The organism is Actinotignum stranguriae, assembly GCF_051265215.1.
Taxonomy (GTDB): Bacteria; Actinomycetota; Actinomycetes; order Actinomycetales; family Actinomycetaceae; genus Actinotignum; species Actinotignum schaalii_C.
On sequence record NZ_JBOZCJ010000034.1, the window covers coordinates 1 to 17,822 of the forward strand.

At 62.1% G+C, this 17,822-nt stretch carries 12 protein-coding genes; 6 read left to right on the top strand and 6 right to left on the bottom strand.

Annotation, left to right across the window (positions count from 1 at the left end; genetic code table 11):
- Nucleotides 1–483 precede the first annotated feature (483 nt).
- The 3 genes from codA to ACRQEG_RS09155 form a co-directional block, all read right to left on the bottom strand.
- Complete coding sequence (gene codA / locus ACRQEG_RS09145; protein WP_087070015.1) at nucleotides 484–1,833, bottom strand: cytosine deaminase; 1,350 nt, start codon at nucleotides 1,831–1,833, stop codon at nucleotides 484–486.
- A 51-nt stretch (nucleotides 1,834–1,884) separates the two neighbouring features.
- Nucleotides 1,885–3,288, bottom strand: coding sequence for a cytosine permease (gene codB / locus ACRQEG_RS09150; protein ID WP_435733861.1), 1,404 nt, complete (start codon nucleotides 3,286–3,288; stop codon nucleotides 1,885–1,887).
- A 203-nt stretch (nucleotides 3,289–3,491) separates the two neighbouring features.
- A complete protein-coding gene (locus ACRQEG_RS09155) occupies nucleotides 3,492–6,158 on the bottom strand; it encodes a Cna B-type domain-containing protein (protein ID WP_435733862.1) in 2,667 nt (888 codons plus the stop codon).
- A gap of 354 nt (nucleotides 6,159–6,512) precedes the next feature.
- On the opposite strand from ACRQEG_RS09155, the gene ACRQEG_RS09160 reads away from it, so the two are divergent.
- From ACRQEG_RS09160 to ACRQEG_RS09185, 6 genes are all read left to right on the top strand, one after another.
- On the top strand, nucleotides 6,513–7,079 hold the full coding sequence (locus ACRQEG_RS09160) for an MptD family putative ECF transporter S component (RefSeq protein WP_016441893.1): 567 nt from the start codon (nucleotides 6,513–6,515) through the stop codon (nucleotides 7,077–7,079).
- A 13-nt stretch (nucleotides 7,080–7,092) separates the two neighbouring features.
- Nucleotides 7,093–7,953 carry an energy-coupling factor transporter transmembrane component T family protein gene (locus ACRQEG_RS09165; protein WP_087070012.1) on the top strand — a complete coding sequence of 287 codons (861 nt, stop codon included), beginning with the start codon at nucleotides 7,093–7,095 and terminating at the stop codon, nucleotides 7,951–7,953.
- Complete coding sequence (locus tag ACRQEG_RS09170; protein WP_234984419.1) at nucleotides 7,950–9,536, top strand: ABC transporter ATP-binding protein; 1,587 nt, start codon at nucleotides 7,950–7,952, stop codon at nucleotides 9,534–9,536. Before ACRQEG_RS09165 ends, ACRQEG_RS09170 begins: the two co-directional genes overlap by 4 nt.
- 168 nt (nucleotides 9,537–9,704) lie before the next feature.
- Nucleotides 9,705–11,189: an anthranilate synthase component I family protein gene (locus ACRQEG_RS09175; RefSeq protein ID WP_435733863.1), complete on the top strand. Its 1,485-nt coding sequence runs from the start codon at nucleotides 9,705–9,707 to the stop codon at nucleotides 11,187–11,189.
- The gene (locus tag ACRQEG_RS09180) at nucleotides 11,186–11,761 is read left to right on the top strand and encodes an anthranilate synthase component II (protein WP_320758194.1); all 576 of its coding nucleotides are present in this window, start codon (nucleotides 11,186–11,188) and stop codon (nucleotides 11,759–11,761) included. The genes ACRQEG_RS09175 and ACRQEG_RS09180 overlap by 4 nt, the downstream gene beginning before the upstream one ends.
- Before the next feature lie 52 nt (nucleotides 11,762–11,813).
- Entirely contained in the window at nucleotides 11,814–13,274 is a 1,461-nt protein-coding gene (locus tag ACRQEG_RS09185; RefSeq protein WP_320758193.1) for a DUF4232 domain-containing protein, read from the top strand.
- A gap of 22 nt (nucleotides 13,275–13,296) precedes the next feature.
- Here the strand turns inward: ACRQEG_RS09185 and ACRQEG_RS09190 are convergent, their stop codons facing one another.
- From ACRQEG_RS09190 to ACRQEG_RS09200, 3 genes are all read right to left on the bottom strand, one after another.
- Nucleotides 13,297–14,190, bottom strand: a complete 894-nt coding sequence (locus tag ACRQEG_RS09190; protein WP_320758192.1) for a hypothetical protein — start codon at nucleotides 14,188–14,190, stop codon at nucleotides 13,297–13,299.
- Nucleotides 14,187–14,456: a hypothetical protein gene (locus ACRQEG_RS09195; protein WP_320758191.1), complete on the bottom strand. Its 270-nt coding sequence runs from the start codon at nucleotides 14,454–14,456 to the stop codon at nucleotides 14,187–14,189. Before ACRQEG_RS09195 ends, ACRQEG_RS09190 begins: the two co-directional genes overlap by 4 nt.
- Before the next feature lie 185 nt (nucleotides 14,457–14,641).
- Nucleotides 14,642–17,467, bottom strand: coding sequence for a MiiA motif-containing surface protein (locus ACRQEG_RS09200; protein WP_320758190.1), 2,826 nt, complete (start codon nucleotides 17,465–17,467; stop codon nucleotides 14,642–14,644).
- Nucleotides 17,468–17,822: the final 355 nt, after the last annotated feature.

A 17,822-nucleotide genomic window follows, 5' to 3' on the forward strand; every position in this document is an offset into this window, starting at 1 on the left:
GCGGGGCACGCCACCGTGGCTATGATCTATCCTGCCAGCCGATCCCAGATCAGCTACACACAAGTCTCACAGCGCGTAAGAGACACGAAATCGCTCCGAAACGGTGCTCTTATGCGCACTTTGTTTTCGGGGCGGGCTGGACGGGCCCGGGCTGGACGGGCCTGGGCCGCCAGTTGCCAGATCGGCTCCGGGTGGTGGCTGGCCACCAGGCCCGCGGTGCGGTGACAGAGTGGTACTGGAGAGCATCGGGCCTGACAGAGTGGTACTCCACGACAGAAAACCGGGTGTTGGCTGTAGCTCCAGTACCACTTTGTAAGCCGGCGTGATGGTGGGCGGTCGGTGCCTGTCGTTCGCAGGCCCGCCCACCGGCTTAAATTCACCGAACCCCCGGCCTGTCACTCGGCCGAGGGTCCGGGAGAAAAAGGCCCGCGCGCCGCCGTGCCCGCGCGAAGCGCGCGCCGCGCGCGGCGCACAACCAACCGCCTACAAATGCCAGGCGCGCTCCGGCTCAGTGGACTCGAAAAGCAGCTCGCCGCGCCGGTAGGAAGCCAGCACCGGGGCGTGGAAAGCCAGGGCCTCGCGCCAGGACTGCGCCCCCAGCACGATGAAGTTCGCGGGATTACCCACCTTGATGCCGTAATCGGGCAGGTGGAGGGTGCGCGCGCCGTTATGGGTGATGAAGCGATAGGAATGATCGATCTGCGAGGCCCCCATCATCTGGGTCACGTACAGCCCGATGAGGGTCACGTCGCGCAGCGAGCCCGTGCCCAGCGGATTCCACGGATCGACGATATCGTCCTGCCCGAAAGACACGTTGATACCCGCCTCCGTCAGCTCCTTGACCCGGGTCACCCCGCGGCGCTTCGGATAGGTATCCGTGCGCCCCTGCAGGTGGGTATTGACCATCGGATTGGATACAAAATTGATTCCGCTCATCTTGAGCAGTCGCAGCAGCCGAATGAAATAGGCATTGTTATACGAATGCATCGCCGTGGTATGCGAGGCCGTGACCTTCTCCCCGATACCCGCCTCGTAGGCCCGAGTCGCCAGGGTTTCCAGGCCGCGCGAAGCGCCGTCGTCGATCTCATCACAATGCACGTCCATGAGGAGGTTGAATTCCTGCGCGAGGCCCACCGCGTAATTCAGCGAGCTCACCGAGTATTCGCGCGTGAATTCGTAATGCGGGATGGCGCCGATGGCGTCTACGCCCAGCTCGGCGGCGGTGCGCAGCAGTTCGCGCCCGTGCGGATAGGATTCGATGCCCTCCTGCGGGAAGGCCACCAGCTGCAAGGTGACGCGGTCGCGTAGTTCCTCGCGCAGTTCGAGCAGGGCGCGCAGCGCGGTGAGGTTCGGGTCGTTGATATCCACGTGAGAGCGGATGTACTGGATTCCAAAACGCACCTGCTGGCGGATCGCCCGCATGGCGCGCTCCTTGACGTCCTCCACCGTGAGCTTCGCCTTGCGCTGGGACCATATCTCGATGCCCTCGAAGAGGGTGCCCGATTCGTTGGGGTGCGGATCGCCTTCGGTCATCGTGGTGTCCAGGTGGACGTGTGATTCCACGATGGGCGGCAGGGCGAGGCGCCCGCCGAAGTCGCGGACGGTGGCGGCCGGCGCGTGGCTCGGCTGCGCCGTCGTACCGGAAACGGGGGTGCCGGAAACGGGGGCGGGCGAACCGGCGCCGTCACGCGAACCGGTCCCGGCGGGACTTGCGGCGGAACCGGCAACCGGCCCGGCGGGCGTGATCGCGGTAATGACGCCGTCGGTCACGGTGATATCGGAGAGGTGCTCAGCGTTTTCGACGCGCAGATTTCGGAAAATCTGGGTGCTCACGGGTGCTCCTTTCGGGTGCGTGCGATACGTTACGGTGCAGCGCGCGGGCGCTTACTTCATTTTTGCGACGACGCCGCGGCCAGCGAAGAACACGGCCAGCGTGGCCACGATAGCGTTGAGCGAGGCAATCCCCACCGGGATGGTCCAGCCCACCAGCGCCCCGGCCGCCACCGCGATCACCGCGGGCCAGGCCACCGCGCGGGTCGCCGAGGTATTCGAGGTATCCGCGGCGGAAATTCGCCCGGTTTCCACGGCCTCCACGATGGCCTGGTAGGCGCGGCGGTTGGCGAAGTAGTCGGCCACCAGCACGGTGCCAATCGGGGGCAGGGTGGCGTTGAGGAAGCTCAGCCAGCCCACGAAGTTGTCGTAGAGCCACAGCGCGCACAGGGTGCCGAGGATGCCGGCGATGATGACCAGCGGCTTCTTGGGGCGCTTCGTCATATTCGCGAAGCCCAGGCCGGTGGTGTAGAGGGCGTTGTTATTCGTGGTCCAAATATTCGCGCCCAGCACGATGAGGGCGGGGATGGCCAGGCCCTGGGCGATCATGACGTAGAAGATGTCGTCCTTGCCGGTGAAGGCCCCGCCCACCGCGCCGAAGGAGAACATGAGGGTATTGCCCAGCAGGAAGGCGATGACGGTGGTAATAACCGCGGATTTCGCGGAGCCGGCGAAGCGGGTGAAGTTCGGGGTGGCCGAGCCGCCCGAGATGAAGGAACCGACCACCAGGCCGACTCCCACCATGACCGGCATGCCGCTGGTGTTTGCGAAGATGCGGGTGAGGCCGCCGCCGTCCACCGTGGCGGTCACCATTGAGTAGGTGCCGAGCCCCGCGATCAGCGGCACGGAGATGAAGGAGACGATCTCGATGGCCTTGATGCCGTAGTAGGCGGAGGCGGTCATGAGACCGCCGGCGATGAGCACAATCGGCCAGGGGTTAATATTGAGGATTTCCGCGGTCGGGATGGCGAACATGGCCACGCCCACGCCGAACCAGCCCATTTGGGTGAAGGCGATGAGGAAGGAGGGGAGGAAGGAGCCGAAGCGGCCGAAGGAGTGGCGGGCGAGTTCGTCCACGCCCATCCCGGTTTTCGCGCCCACGTAGGCCAGCGCCCCGGTGAAGGTGGCCAGGATCGCGCCGCCGATGGAGACCGCGGCGATGAAGCCGCCCAGGTCTAGGCCGATGCCGAGCTTCGCTCCGACGGACATGGACGCGGAGAAGAAAGTGAAGCCGAGCATAACAAAGCCGACGGCCCAAAAGGAACGTCGGCTTGAAGTGGGAACAACTCCGAATGAGAAATCCTCGTCCGGCCGGTTGTTAACTCCTGCGGAATCAGGAATACCGGAAAGGCCGGGATTATCGGGAATTCCGGAACTGGCGGGAATGGTGAGATTCCCATCGATAGGGTGATCAATCGGTTGAGTGGCGGTCGGGATTTTCGTTTCCGTCACGGACATGAGTGAGTGTGCCTCCGAATTTTCCTGAGCCTGCCTGATTTTGGCTCAAATTGCCAATAGCATATTCCTCTCCCGGGGCGGAGGGAAATTTTTTCGGCGTGAAACGGGTCTCAGTCGGATAATGCCCATTAAGAGGTACGACGACGGCGGGGGTGGTACATCGCGTGCGATGTACCACCCCCGTGGGTGAGGCGCAGGGCGCCTTAGCGCGTGGTGCGGATGCGGCGCCAGGCCAGGATTCCGAGGCCCGCTAGCAGTGCTGTGCCGGCCACGGTTGCTCCGGAACGAGCGTCGCTACCGGTGCGCACAATCCGCGGCGGATTAGCCGGCGGCGTGCTCGGCGGTGTGCTGGCCGGTGGAGTTACCGGCGGCGTGCTCGGAGGCACCGCGGGCGGCACCGGGGGAGTGGTCGGCGGAGCGGGCGGTTCCGTCGTCGGCGGCACGCTCGGAGTAGGCGGCGTGGTTGGCGGAGTCGGAGGCTCCGTCGTTGGTGGCGCCGGCGGAGTTGTTGGCGGCGCCGGCGGCTCCGTGGTGGGTGGCGGCGGTGTATGAGTATTCGTGATGACGTACCCGCTGGCCGCATCCCCGCTGATCACGCTTGTGTATCCAGGAACCTGCACTTCGCGTACTGAGTACACCGCCTTGCGGCCCTCGCGGTACACCGGGAGATCCGTGAACTTCCCGGTCCATCCACCCGCGGCGCTCAGCTCCAAGCTCTGACCCACCGGCTGGCCCGCATCCAGGAGTTCCACCGTGACCTTATCGGGGCGCAGCCCGGCAGGCGCGGCGTCGTCGTTCCATTTCTTCGCCACCGAAACCTCGGTGGACATGGTGTTGGTGAGTGTCACCGTGTAGAGCTTCGCGCCGTCGTCCGCCGTGGTGGCGGTGGTGCGCAGCGTGTACGGGGAATTTTCCGCGCCGTGTTCGCGGAACTCGATGGGGAGTTGCTTGCCGGTGGCCGCGTCGATGAGCGTGGCCGGGTTGGGGAAGTTCGCGATCTCGGCCGTCCACTGCTGTGCGGCCGTGAGGGTGATTTCCTGGAGTTTGTGCCCGCCGACCAGCACGTCCAGCGTGATGGACTCGGGGCGGGTGGCGGCGTCGTCGCCCTCCCAGGCCTTCGTGACGCGCAGGGTCCAGATGTCATCCTCGCCGAAAATCAGCTCGCCGTTATTGGCGATGCCGCCGCCGCTAATGCCAATGCCGGTGGCGTGATTGTTTTCGATAATAACGCTAGCTAGCTGCCCAGCCAGGGCTTTTGCCTCCGCGCTCGGCACCGACTTGAAAGCCTTATTGTCATTAATGGGTTGGCCGAAGGGAACCGGGGTATTTTGCCCGCCTTCCTGGTAACGCAGCAGCTGTTTCTCCGCGGGCCAATTAGTGTGAATGCCGTAGGCGGAGCCATCCTGGAACCAGGCGCGCGGGGAACCGCCGAGCATCCGCTCGCTTACCACAACCGGCTGGCCCGCAACGGGCGTCGGGTTATCGAATTCGTGTTTGGCAACGCTGAAGAAGTCATCGCCGGCGCCCTTGTATTGCTTCTCTGTTCCAGCATCGGGCGCGGAATTATCGAAAATAGCCACGCCTCGGGTGATATTCATAGTGGTCCGGCCGGTGGGGCAGTTCCACACCCCGCCGCCCTGAGGGCTCGGCGGGCGGTTGCCAGCTCCGACCAGCCGCATTTCCGCGATCTCATTATTGCGGATAACCGCGTTGTGGATGGTGAGAGTGGAGCCTTTCTCGTTGTAAATACCGGCACCGCCCCAGAATCCGCGGGACGTATTTCCGCTAATAAGCCCGGCGGTGAGAGTGACCTGGCTATTCGACCGGAAGGCGAGCGCACCACCGGATTCGCCGGAGATGTTATTCGTGAACGAGGTCCCGGCCAAAGTGACAGTGGCTTGAGATGTATGCAGACCTCCGCCGGCTACGGTGGACTCATTTCCGGTGATGATTCCACCGGTGAACTTCGCCTCACCACCGGTGATATGAATACCGCCACCCTGGCCCCTGAATATGCCATTGGAGTTCCCGCGGACTTCGCCGCCGCTCATGGTGAAGGGGGAGTGCATAAGCGCCATAGCCCCGCCGATTTCGGTGGCATTTTCGCTCAGGGTGCCGCCACTGAGCTCCACGGTGGCACCTTCGGTAAAGACCGCTCCACCGAGACCGTTGAACTCCGGGTGGCTCACCGTATTTTTGCTGAGCGTACCCCCGCTGATCGCGAGTTTTGCGGGCTGCTCCGCGCTGCCCCACACCCCAATAGCGCCGCCCAGTTGCAGGCCGGAATTCTCGGTGAGGGTGCCGCCACTCACGTTGATGGTTCCGCCGTAGGCGGTAATCGGTGCATATTTTTTGGCGACGACGCCGCTCGGCCCGAGCGTGCCACCCTGCGGCGCACTGGAATTACGCGAGAAATCAGCGGTGCCGCTGATATTGAGTTCCCCGCCCTTAACGAAAATAACCGGGCCGGTGAGGGCCGTATCGTGAATCGAGCCGGCACTCACCGTGAGTGTGCCCTCCACCACGAATTGCGTGCGGGTAAACGAAGGGCCGGCCAGGGTGAGAGAACCACCCTTGTCCACCTGGATCGCGGGTAGATCCGCGCCGGTGATTTCACCGCTGCCGGTGAGGGTGAGCTGGGTGCCGGCCGGAACCCGCAGTACCGGCGCATCCGCACTGAGACCCAACTTATGGGAAAGAGTCGCGCTTATATCACCCGATTGGGAAGCGGTGGTGATGAGCTCGTCCCACGTGGATGCGGTGGTTTCGCCCGGCGGATTTGGCTCCCCGAGCGCGGTCGGCAAGGGCGCGATGGCCGCGAGCAAGCCAAAAATAAGAGCGATGAGGGCGCCGGAGATTTTTCTGGTCACAGGTTCCTCCTTCGGTACGATTGTGGCGCAACACCACCATTGGCGCGAGCGATTGAAAATCGATACAGATTTAGGCTACCCGTTTCACGGCGCTTGTGCAGACGCTGTGGCGCGCTTCGCGGCTCGGTGCATTTCCGTTTCGCGGCTCGGCGCATTTTCGCCTCGCGTGCCGCCCGGCGCAGGCTTCCGCAATGGCCGTGAATCCACCCCACCACCCCCGCATTTCGCCCGTATTTCACACGTCCTATTGACGCACGCTCAGATCGCGCTACAGTTAATCCCCGAAAGTTCAAGTTAGGGTGCCCTAATCCGCCCCTGATTCGTTCTCACTACTTCGTTCAGGAGTGACTCACCGTGAAAACTAAAGACTTTATTAACATTGGCGTTTTTACCGCCATCTACTTCGTTGTTCTTTTCGGCTTCGGAATGCTGGGCGTCATCAACCCGGCGATGATGTTCGTGGGCTACGCGCTGGGGATTATCGCCAACGGCGTCGTCGTTTTCCTCTTCAAAGCACGCGCCCCGAAATTCGGCACCCTCGGGCTTATGGCGCTGCTCGTGGGCGCACTTATGGTGCTCACCGGGCATCCGTGGGTGACCGTGCTGCTCACCTTCGGCCTGGGGCTGTTAGGCGATTATCTCTTCACCCGCGGCAAGCGTTACCTCAAGATCCTCGGCTATGCGCTGATGTCGCTGTGGTACGTCGCCCCGTGGTTCCCGGTTCTCACCGACGCGGAAGGCTACTACCAGTACATCGCCGGCTCCATGGGCACCGAGTACGCCGACGGCCTGCGCTGGTTCCTCTCCCCAACCATGATTGCCATCTGGGGCGTGGCCGTGTTCGTGCTCGGAATTATCGGCGGTTTCTTCGGTGATTCGGTGCTGCGCCGCCATTTCCGCACGTCCGGTATCGCCCGCTAGCTGCGAGGTTCCGGTGGATTCCACAATTTTTAACGACGACGCCGCGGGCCCGCGTGCTCGCGGCCCGCTCGCTTCCGCTACCGGTGTGCCAGCTCAGCCCGACAGTGGCGCGCCCGCGGTTCTTGATGCCGGCGGGATTCTGAGCTTGGATGAGCGCCGGCGCTGGCGCCCGGACCCGCGCACCGTCCTCCTCCTGGTGCTGGTGGGCAATGCGCTGGTCATGACGCGCGGCAGTTTCCTGCTCGCGGTCATCGTGGTGCTGGTGGCCGCGCTCGCGCTCGTGAGTAACGGGCGGGTGAAACTGGCCCTCGGCATTATCGTGGTGGAATCCTTCTGGATGTTCCTTATTTTCCTCCCGAGCCTCACCGGGGCCTCCGCCTTGGGTGCCTTTTTCGTGGCTTTCGGGTTCTGGATGTTCAAATTATGCGCGGCGGCCGCCCTGGCCGGGTATGCCCTCACGGTGCTGGTGCCCGGCGAGCTGGTGGCCGCGCTGCGCGCCCTGCGTATCCCGGTGGCGGTCACCGCACCGATCACCGTGCTGCTGCGTTTCCTGCCGATCGTGGTTTCCGAATACCGGGCGGTGCGCGAGGCAATGGCGCTACGCGGCCTGGCCATGGGCTGGAGCGCCGTGTTCCATCCCTTGCGCTACCTGGAATTTATCCTGGTCCCGCTGCTGTCCTCCTGCGCCCGCATTGCCGATGATATGACGGCGGCGGGAACCCTGCGCGGCCTCGGCTCGCGCACCCGCCCCACCTCGCTGCATCGCCTGCGTTTCTCCTGGGTGGATGCGCTGTGGCTCGCGGTCATCGCGGCCCTCATTGTGGCGCGCTACTACCTCGCCAATATCAGCTTCACCCCGGGAGGAGTGCGATGAGCGCGCCCGATCAGCAAGCCCCCGATGCCCAGAGTTCCGTGGCTCCCGAAACCGCGGGCACCGCAGCGTCTGCTTCTGCAACCGCGGATTCCGCCACTTACCTGCGCGGCGTTACCTTCACCTACCAGAGCGATCCCGAGCTACCCGCCACCGAGTGCGGCGTGCGCGATATTGACCTCGACTTCCCGGAAGGCTCGTGCACCCTCATCACCGGGCCGTCCGGCTCCGGGAAGTCCACGATCCTCAAACTCCTCAACGGCCTCATCCCCGAGCTCTACCCCGGCGAGCTGCACGGCGAGGTCCGCCTGGCCGGGCTTAGCACCACCGCCACCCCGATTCAGGAGCTCGGGCGCGCGGCCGGCACCGTGTTCCAAAACCCGCGCGCGCAATTCTTCACCGCGAAAGTCCTCGAGGAACTCGCCTTCGCCGGCGAAAACGCCGGGGACGCCCCTGAGCTCATCGCCGAACGCATCGCCCACGCTGCCACCACCTGGAATATTGAGCGTTTCCTCCCGCGCCGCCTCGCCCAGCTTTCCGGGGGCGAATTGCAATTGGTGGCGAGCGCTGCCGCGCTGGTCGGCCCGCACCGCATCCTCCTCTTCGACGAGCCAACCTCCAACCTCAGCCCCGAGATGGTCGGGCATTTCGCGCAGGTCGTACGCGCCCTCAAAGCCCGCGGCTGGACCACGATCATCGCCGAGCACCGCCTCTACCCGCTGCGTGGCGTAGCGGATCGCGTCGTCGTGATGCACGGCGGGCGCATCACCGGGCGCTACGCCGCTGCGGATTTCTTTGCGATGGACGAAACCGAACGCATCGGTCTGGGCCTGCGGACCTTGCGGGTACCCGAACGTGCGGCGCGCGTTTCCGCCACCGCGCATAAGGGCGACGACGCCGGCACCCCGGCCAGCGCGCCCACCACCCCGGGCGTGGTGGCCGAGGCGGTGCGCTTTGCCTACGGGCCCCACGAGGTGCTTAATCTGGAGCGGGTGGAGATCCCGGCCGGGCAGGTCACCGCGGTGACGGGGCCCAACGGGGCGGGGAAAACCACCCTGGCCCGGGTGCTCATCGGGCTGGCGCATCCGGAATCTGGTGCGCGAATTTCCTTCGGCGGGAAAGTGTGCCGGGGGCGCGAGCGGCTGCGCCATTCCAGCTTGGTCATGCAGGATGTCACCCGCCAGCTGTTCGCGGAAACCGTGCGCGGGGAAGTGGCGCTGGGGAATGCCGGGGTGAGCGCGGACCGGATCGAGCAGGTCTTGGCCGACCTCGGATTAGGCGAGGTAGCGGACCGGCATCCGGCTACTCTATCGGGCGGGCAGAAGCAGCGCCTCGTCGTCGCCAATGCAACGGTGGCACACGCCGACTTTTATGTCTTTGACGAACCGACCTCCGGGGTGGATTATCGGCACCTCCACTCCATCTCCACTCACATCCGCGCGCTTGCAGCGCGCGGAGCCACGGTCCTGGTGATCAGCCACGATCCGGAATTCATTAACGAGGTGGCCGATAATGAGCTGCATCTGGAGCCGCGGGATCCGGAAAGTGGAACGCAGCGCGCCGAACTATTCGGCCTGCTAAAGTGACGGGTATGGATACGGGTTGTGCAAAGCTTGCGGCGCTGGGCGCCGGCTGGCGTCGATGGCGCGCCTAATTTTTCTTCCCCGCACGCGCGTGCTTCGCGCGTACGTGCCCTCAGGGATCAACGTCACCCCATAATCAAGACCCCCGCACTGTTATCACAAAGGATAATTATGCAGTTTTACCCTGCCCTCGCTGAGCTGAGCGCCTTCAGAACCGAGCACTGCGTTGCGCCCGAGTATCGCGCCGCTCCCGTCGCCACCGAAATTCTTTCCGATTCCCTCACGCCCGTCACCGCTCTGAAAATCCTCAAAAACGTTTCCGATCACGTCTATATGCTCGAATCGGCCGGCCAGGATCAGACCTGGGGGCGTTACACGTTCCTCGGCTACGATCCGAAACTTGAAATTACCGCTGTGGACGGGCAGGTGCGGATTAATGATCAGCCGGCCGCCTATGATTCCCCTTCGGATGCGATCCGCGAGGTGCTCGCCCGCTACCGCAGCCCGAAAATCCCGGGGATGCCGCCCTTCGCCGGCGGGCTGGTGGGATATTTTTCCTATGACTACGTGAAATATGCCGAACCGACCCTGCGCCTCGATGCCCCGAACGAGGAAGGCTTTAATGATGTCGATCTTATGCTTTTCGACACCGTTATTGCCTTCGATAACTTCCGCCAAAAAATCATATTAATCAAGGTGGTGGGCCTCGATAACCTGGAGGAAGAATATCCGCGGGCTACCGAAGAATTACGCGAACTGGCCCAGCTGCTCCTGCACGGCGAGCCGGTGGCGGATACTACCGGGCGCCTGACCGGGCCAATCACCCCGGTGCTTAATGAGGCGGAGTTCGTGGCGATGGTGGAGCGCGCCAAGCACTATATTCACGAAGGTGATATTTTCCAGATCGTGCTTTCTAATTGCTTGCGCGCGGAATTCACAGGTTCCCTAATTGATACTTATCGGGTGTTACGTACTATTAATCCTTCCCCGTATATGTTCTATTTCAGCGGGCACAATATTGAGGTGGCGGGGGCCTCCCCGGAAACCCTGGTGAAATTGGAGGATGGCACCCTCTTCACTTTCCCGTTGGCTGGCACCCGCCCGCGCGGGGCCACTCCCGCGGAGGATGCTCGCCTAGAAGAAGAACTGCTGGCCGACCCGAAGGAACTGGCCGAACATAATATGCTCGTGGATTTGGGGCGTAATGATATCGGGCGCCTGGCGCAATTCGGCACCGTGAACGTGGATCGCTTCCATGACGTGGTGCGTTTCTCCCACGTTATGCATATTGGTTCCACGGTGAGCGGGAAAATTCGCCCCGAGTGCGATGCCCTGGATGCCGTTGCTTCGATTCTGCCCGCGGGTACCCTGAGCGGGGCACCGAAGATCCGCGCCTGCCAGCTCATTAATGACCTCGAAGGCAATAAACGTGGTATTTATGGCGGGGCCATCGGCTACCTCGATTTTTCGGGGAACCTCGATACCTGCATCGGTATCCGCATCGCCTACAAGATCGGGAACACGGTCTACGCGCGCAGCGGCGCGGGTATCGTCCAAGATTCCGTTGCCGCCACCGAATACCAAGAAACCCTAAATAAGGCCGCGGCCGTCCTGGAAGCTTTGCGCGACGCCGCCCAGTTGGAGGAATGCTCATGATCCTCATCATTGATAACTACGATTCTTTCACCTACAACCTGGTGCAGCTGGTCGGATCTTTCCGCCCGGATGTCAAGGTGGTCCGCAATGATGCCCTGAGCGTAGCGGAGATTGATGCACTGGCCCCGGATGGCATTATTATTTCCCCCGGCCCGGGCTTCCCTCGCGATGCCGGTGTATCCATGCCGCTGGTGGAGCAACTGGCTGGAAAATACCCCATCCTCGGGGTGTGCCTGGGCCACCAGGCGATCTGCGAGGCCTTCGGCGCTACCGTGACCTACGCGGCCGAGGTGGTGCACGGCATCGCCCGGCCTGCGCGCATGGATACTTCGAGCACCCTCTTCGCGGGGTGCGAGGATGAAGAAATGGTGGCTCGCTACCATTCCCTCGCGGTGCGCGACGATACCCTAGGCGATGATCTGGCCGTGACCTCGCGCTGCGTGGGGGACGGGGAGGTCATGGCGGTGGAGCACCGCAGCTTCCCGGTCTTCGGGGTGCAATTCCATCCCGAATCGATCCTCACCCCCTGTGGGCGCACGATCATGAAGAATTTCCTCGCGCGCTGCCGGTAGCTGCGTCGTCGTACCCCTATGGTGGTACGACGGCGCGCATTAGAATCGCGGCATGACTAACGAAGCGTCTGCACCCGCGCAGCTCCCCATGCCTGAGCGGCCGTTATTGCGAGCCCGCGGGGTCGGCGCGGCTGCCGTGCTGGTGCTTTCCTGGGCGGTCATTGTGTGGACTGTGCGTCAGTCCCTGGTGCTGAACTCGTACGCAGATGGCGCTTGGTGTAGCTGGAATGCGACACGGCAGTGCCGGGTAGCTCCTTTTCCTTGGGATTATTTGCTTATTATGCTGGCCGGGATCGCGGTGGGGATAGGTGCTTGGATTGCTCTGGGGCGTTCGCTGCCGCGGGCTTCGAGTAAGTTTGGCGGTGCCCGCGGCCCGCGCAAGCAGGTACGTTACCTGGCGATAGCGGTGGAAGTGCTCGGCGCGCTCGCGGTGGTGGCGGTGGCAATATTCGGAAGCCTGGCCGCGCTCTTCGGTGGTGTGCCTGAGGGAGCCGTGGCCGGGGTGGGTCTGCTCGGCTTCGGAACTGGAATGCTCTTTTCCCTTACCCTCGCGGTGGGAACGGGTGCTTGCCGTGCGGCGTGGATGAGCGGCGGGGCGGTGGCTGTGGCCGGGGCTGGCGCGGGCGTGTTGATGGCTCCTAGCCTGATCACTGCGGGTCCCCTGGGCTTGATCATGGTGGTTATCGTTTCTTATGGGGTGATGTTGGGTGGTCTTGTTTTTGCGCGTGAAAACTGCCGGATAGAAGTCGATAAGGCGGCCGGAAACGCTGGCGGACCGGCTGGCGGATCACCGGGTTTTCTCCTGAAACTTAGCCTGGGCGTCACCGCCGTGGCGGTGGTGCTTTCCGCCTTAGGCTGGTGGCTGCTCCCTTCGCCGGCGGATCGCACCTATGTGAAGGGCGAGTCGGTAACGTTCCCGCGAGAAGTGGAAGATTCCCGGGATTCTTCTGGGGCGTCCGTACCGCGAACTACGCCTACGGGGGAGGTTTCGCCCGCGCCGGAACCTTCGCCTATTTCTGGAGTGCCGTCCAGGTCTGCACGAGATCCGCGCCCGGGCGCAATTTCGGCGCCGTGTACGTCCGCGCAGGTGGATATGAGCCGGAGCTCAGTGGATGGCGCTCTTGGTGCGCGGCAGGTGCGAATCACGCTCACCAATCGCGGCGCGACCGCGTGCTCGGTGCGGGGCATGACCGGGGTGTGGCTCTCCGATGCGGGAAGCCAGAGCGATAGCCTTCCCGGCACCGAGCTCGCGACTACCGAGCTCAGAACCACGGAAATCACCGGCGCGGACTCCAGCGCCTACGAGCGTGGAGTTGAGCTTCCTCCGGGGGACAGTGCCACGATGGAGATTGAATGGCGGGTAAGTAACTCCGGGGATGCTGGTGAGCAGCAGCTCTTAGGACTCCAACTGAGTCCTGATGGTGAAGTGATTCCCGTACCCGCGCGGAAAGGCGAGGAGACGTGGTTCGATGGCGATATTACGCTGCCCATCCGGGTAGGGGCCTGGCACTAACGCAATTATTCTTATTGGTGTGCTACTTGGACTGGGCTACCCAATCGGAGAGGTAATTGGCCTGGTGCGCGAGACCTAGCGTGCCAATAAAAACCCGGAAGAGAAGCCGGGAAAACAGGCCAGATTTGCCAAGACTCGCGGTGAAGGTGACGAAGCAACCTTCACCGGTAGCACTCGATACGGCTTCCGGATCGTCTTCCGCAAGCACAGCCAAGCGGCGGGAGTGTTTTTCGGAAGCTTTGCGCGGCCTGGACAAATCGTGCGGTTCGGAAAGCTCCCATACCGTGGGCTGACCTTCTGATCCCGCGTAACGAAGTCTCCAGCGAGCTCCTGTTGAGGAAGCATCGGTAAAACTAGCGGAGTCGAATTCTGGGGAAAGCGCGTATTCACGGATTTTACGGGCGTTGGTTGGCAGGTAGATGCGCAGCCGCGCGGTGCGCTTCACCCGGCGTGGCTGCGTGAGGGGTTTAGCTGTATCAAGCGTGGCGATGAGCTGCTCGATGTCGATTCCAGCGCGCTCCACAATCGTACGGCACGCAGCCTCATCGCGAAGCAAACGGATAGCTACGCCGCAGTGATAATCATGGCCCGGGAATTTCCCACTGAGGAATTTCCGCAGGTCTGCAGGTGGAGCGAGCTCAGCGGCGTCGTCGAAAATCTCAACGCGGGTGCGTTCACGTAACTGCACGGGCGGTAACCCAAATTCTTCGAGGCGTTCCGCGTGGAGCTGGTCAACGTGCTCACGCGCAACACGTAGCGTGAGGCCGGCGCGGGCGCAGACGCGGCTAGCGCTGCCTCCGCTGGCTAGCAGAGCGAGGAAAACATCGACGAGGCTGATCTCGTCACGCCAGGCGCGGCGTGCTTCGAAAGCGGAATTCTGGATGAGCTGCAGGGCAGCGGCGGCAGGCAGTTTCATGACGGGTTCCTTAGATCGCGCGGCAGCCCCGCCGCGTATTTGCGATGGGCTGATTGCTTGGTTACCTCCAGGCAACGGCCAATATCGCTCCAGGACATGCCCGCGCGTACCGCTTCCTCGACGTAGTACTTCGTGATGCGATCAGCCTCCACCCGCATGGCATGGGCGGCGCGCAGCTTCTCCGCAATCACCGCTGGATCTGCCGGAAGAGCGGCCACGGAATCATCCGCGTCCGCCCGCGCGCTTTGCTGAGACTTCACCTTCACGCCGTCAGTATATGCTGACGAACTTCCGTGAGGCAAGGTAGCATTACGTCCGCAGTGCGGAGGGCTGGAGTGTGAATGCAGCTGTGAATGCAACGCTCCCCGGGAACGGTCGATATTTCGGCCACTCCCGGGGAGCGTTAGTTGTTGTTTCGGTGTGATCGTGCGATCACGTTCCCGAAACTTTTTTAGCGGCGACGACGCCCAGCAGCCAGGGCCCCACCGGCAGCCACCGCGGCGGCCGCAGCTAAGAGCCCAAGCGTCACATCAGCACCGGTGTGCTGCAGCTTCTTGACCTTCTTGACCTTGGCGGGCTTGGAAGCGTCCGGCTTGTCACCCTTATTACCCTTGTCGGCATCACCGTTATCGGCCGAGGTGAGCAGCTTTACGGTCTTGTCGGCCGGGATTTGGCTCGTGGAACCATCCGGGAACGTTACCGTGACGGTTCCATCCTTGCTGACGGTGATCTGTGTGTTCTCGGGGAGATCCGGGTTGGCCTTCTTGACCTTGTCCTTGACCTGTTCACGTTCCTGATCGGTGAGGTTGGTCAGGTCCACAACTCCAGTGAGCTCGGGATCCTTGAGGGTGATCTTCTCGTTGTCCTTGAGCTTGCGGACGGTCTTGTCGGCCGGGATCTGGGTCTCAGAGCCATCCGGGAAGGTAACCGTGACGGTCCCGTCCTTGCCGACGGTGACCTGGGTGTTCTCGGGGAGATCCGGGTTGGCCTTCTTGACCTTGTCCTTGACCTGCTCCTGCTCTTCGGGCGTGAGGTTGTTCGGGTCAACCACACCGGTTACTTCGGGGTCGTTGATCTTGTTCTTCTCATTGTCTTTGAGCTGGCGAACCGTCTTCTCAGCAGGGATCTGGGTCTCAGAGCCATCCGGGAAGGTAACCGTGACGGTCCCGTCCTTGCCGACGGTGACCTGGGTGTTTTCGGGCAGGTCGGGGTTGGCCTTCTTGACCTTGTCCTTGACCTGTTCACGTTCCTGATCGGTGAGGTTGGTCAGGTCCACAACTCCAGTGAGCTCGGGATCCTTGAGGGTGATCTTCTCGTTGTCCTTGAGTTGGCGAACCGTCTTGTTCGGGTCAATAGTGGTCGTCGACTGATCTGGGAAAGTTACGGTGACCGTGCCGTTTTCGGAGACGGTGATCGTGGTTCCTTCGGGGAGCTTCGGGTTCTCCTTTTCGACGGCCTTCTTGACTTGCTCGCGTTCGGGATCGGTCAGCTTATTGACATCGACAACGCCGGTGAGTTCGGGGTCGTTGATCTTGTTCTTCTCGTTGTCCTTGAGCTGACGCACGGTCTTGTTCGCGGGGATCTGGGTCTCAGAGCCATCCGGGAAGGTCACTGTGACCGTACCGTTTTCGGAGACGGTGATCTTTGTGCCCTTCGGAAGATCCGGATTCTTCTTCTCAACGGCCTTCTTGACTTGCTCGCGTTCGGGATCGGTCAGCTTATTGACATCGGCGACACCGGTGATTTCGGGGTCGTTGATCTTGTTCTTCTCGTTGTCCTTGAGCTTGCAGACCGTCTTCTCAGCAGGGATCTGGGTCTCAGAGCCATCGGGGAAGGTGACGGTCACGGTTCCGTCCTTGCCGACGGTGACCTGGGTGTTTTCGGGCAGGTCGGGGTTGGCCTTCTTGACCTTGTCCTTCACCTGGTCCTGTTCCTCGGGAGTGAGGTTGGTCAGGTCCACAACTCCAGTGAGCTCGGGATCCTTGAGGGTGATCTTCTCGTTGTCCTTGAGCTTGCGGACGGTCTTGTTCGCGGGGATCTGGGTCTCGGAACCGTCCGGGAAGGTTACCGTGACGGTGCCGTCCTTGCCAACGGTGACCTGGGTATTCTCGGGCAGGTCGGGGTTGGCCTTCTTGACCTTGTCCTTGACCTGGTCACGTTCCGGATCGGTGAGGTTCTTCGGGTCAACCACGCCGGTTACTTCAGGATCCTTGAGAGTGATCTTCTCGTTGTCCTTGAGCTTGCGGACGGTCTTGTCCGGAGTGAAGGTAGTTGAGGAACCGTCCTTGTAGGTCACGGTTGCGGTGCCATTGTCGGAGACAGTGATCTCAGCATCCGTAGGCAGATCCGGGTTCTTGGCCTTGATGGCATCGCTGACCTTGGTCTTTTCCTCGGGCGTGAGTTTATTGAGGTCAACGACTCCGGTGATATCGGGATCCTTCAGGGTAATCTTCTCTGCCATCTTCGGCTTGGTGACAGCGATCTTGAAGGGAACCTTCACGGGATCGGGCTGGCCGGGAATGGTTACGAGCACGGTGCCTGTTACATCGCCCGTCTCCTGCCCCTCGGGGATCTGATAGGTAATCTTGCCGTCGTTGCCAACGGTGAGTCCAGCAGGAGCTTCGCCGTCGACCTTAAACGTGGAACCGTCCGGGAAAGTGAAGCCGTCCGGAGTGGAGATCGGAACCTCAACCGTGGAACCGGACTTGCCGCTGGAATCCGGATATGAAGGCGTGACGAGCGGCGCCTTGAAGGTCTTGGTGCCGAGGTCCTTGCCGTTGCGGTTGAAGACAATCGTGACATTGCCTTCCTTGTCCACGGTGACTTTGTCCGTGTCCTTGAGCTGGTTGAGTTCCTTGACCTTAGCCTTGATGGCATCCTGTTCGCCGGGCGTCAGGTTATTCGGGTCGGATACTGCTGTCTCGGAAATCTTGGACGTGTAGTAAATGATGGTAGCGGTCAGCTTCGGGGAGACCGCACCAAGGTCGGTTGTGAGCGTGCCGGGGAATTCCTGGGTGCCGGGTTCGTGACTGATCCCGGGAACCTCAATATTCTTGGTTATTTTGCCCTTGACCTCGTTGTGAACGTCCTGCTTGGAAAGGCCCGCGTCGTCGCCGTACTTGAGAATTCCGAGCTTGCCGTAATCCACATCGATAAGCCCCTTCACATCCTCGGGAGTGAAAGGCGCGTCGGTATCCAGGCTGCGGATGAGAGTGTCCTGCTTCGTGGGGAGAACGCGCACCTTGAACAGGTTCGAGAAGGACTGGGTGTAGCGCATATCGTCGGCTTTGTCCGTGCGGATTCCGATAAAACGCTTACCGCCAATCGAATTGGAAATACCAGCGTCATACTGGCCGGAGATAACGGCGGTATTGCCGGCGAGCTTGAGGTCGAACCCGGAAAGCTGTTTCGCGGCTGACCACGCCTCGCCCTGGCCCGGGGCATTAGTTCCCCAGAGCTTACCCTTGCTGTAGTCATCGGCTTTCAGAGTAACTGTTACCGGAGGAACGGGAGTGGACTTCAGTTTGTTCTGGTTTGTATTCGTGGACGGAAAAGGGCCTATAGGACACTTGGTGTTGGTTTTATCCGGACTTTTCGGCTTGCTAGCGGGCTAAAGTCGGGTTCAAACTCGG

Excerpts from the sequence above, each read along its gene's own strand:
- ACRQEG_RS09190 (WP_320758192.1), bottom strand. The coding sequence starts at position 14,190 with ATGAAACTGCCTGCCGCCGCTGCCCTGCAGCTCATCCAGAATTCCGCT.
- ACRQEG_RS09185 (WP_320758193.1), top strand. The coding sequence starts at position 11,814 with ATGACTAACGAAGCGTCTGCACCCGCGCAGCTCCCCATGCCTGAGCGG.
- ACRQEG_RS09175 (WP_435733863.1), top strand. The coding sequence starts at position 9,705 with ATGCAGTTTTACCCTGCCCTCGCTGAGCTGAGCGCCTTCAGAACCGAG.
- ACRQEG_RS09180 (WP_320758194.1), top strand. The coding sequence starts at position 11,186 with ATGATCCTCATCATTGATAACTACGATTCTTTCACCTACAACCTGGTG.
- ACRQEG_RS09170 (WP_234984419.1), top strand. The coding sequence starts at position 7,950 with ATGAGCGCGCCCGATCAGCAAGCCCCCGATGCCCAGAGTTCCGTGGCT.
- ACRQEG_RS09200 (WP_320758190.1), bottom strand. The coding sequence starts at position 17,467 with ATGCGCTACACCCAGTCCTTCTCGAACCTGTTCAAGGTGCGCGTTCTC.
- codB (WP_435733861.1), bottom strand. The coding sequence starts at position 3,288 with ATGTCCGTGACGGAAACGAAAATCCCGACCGCCACTCAACCGATTGAT.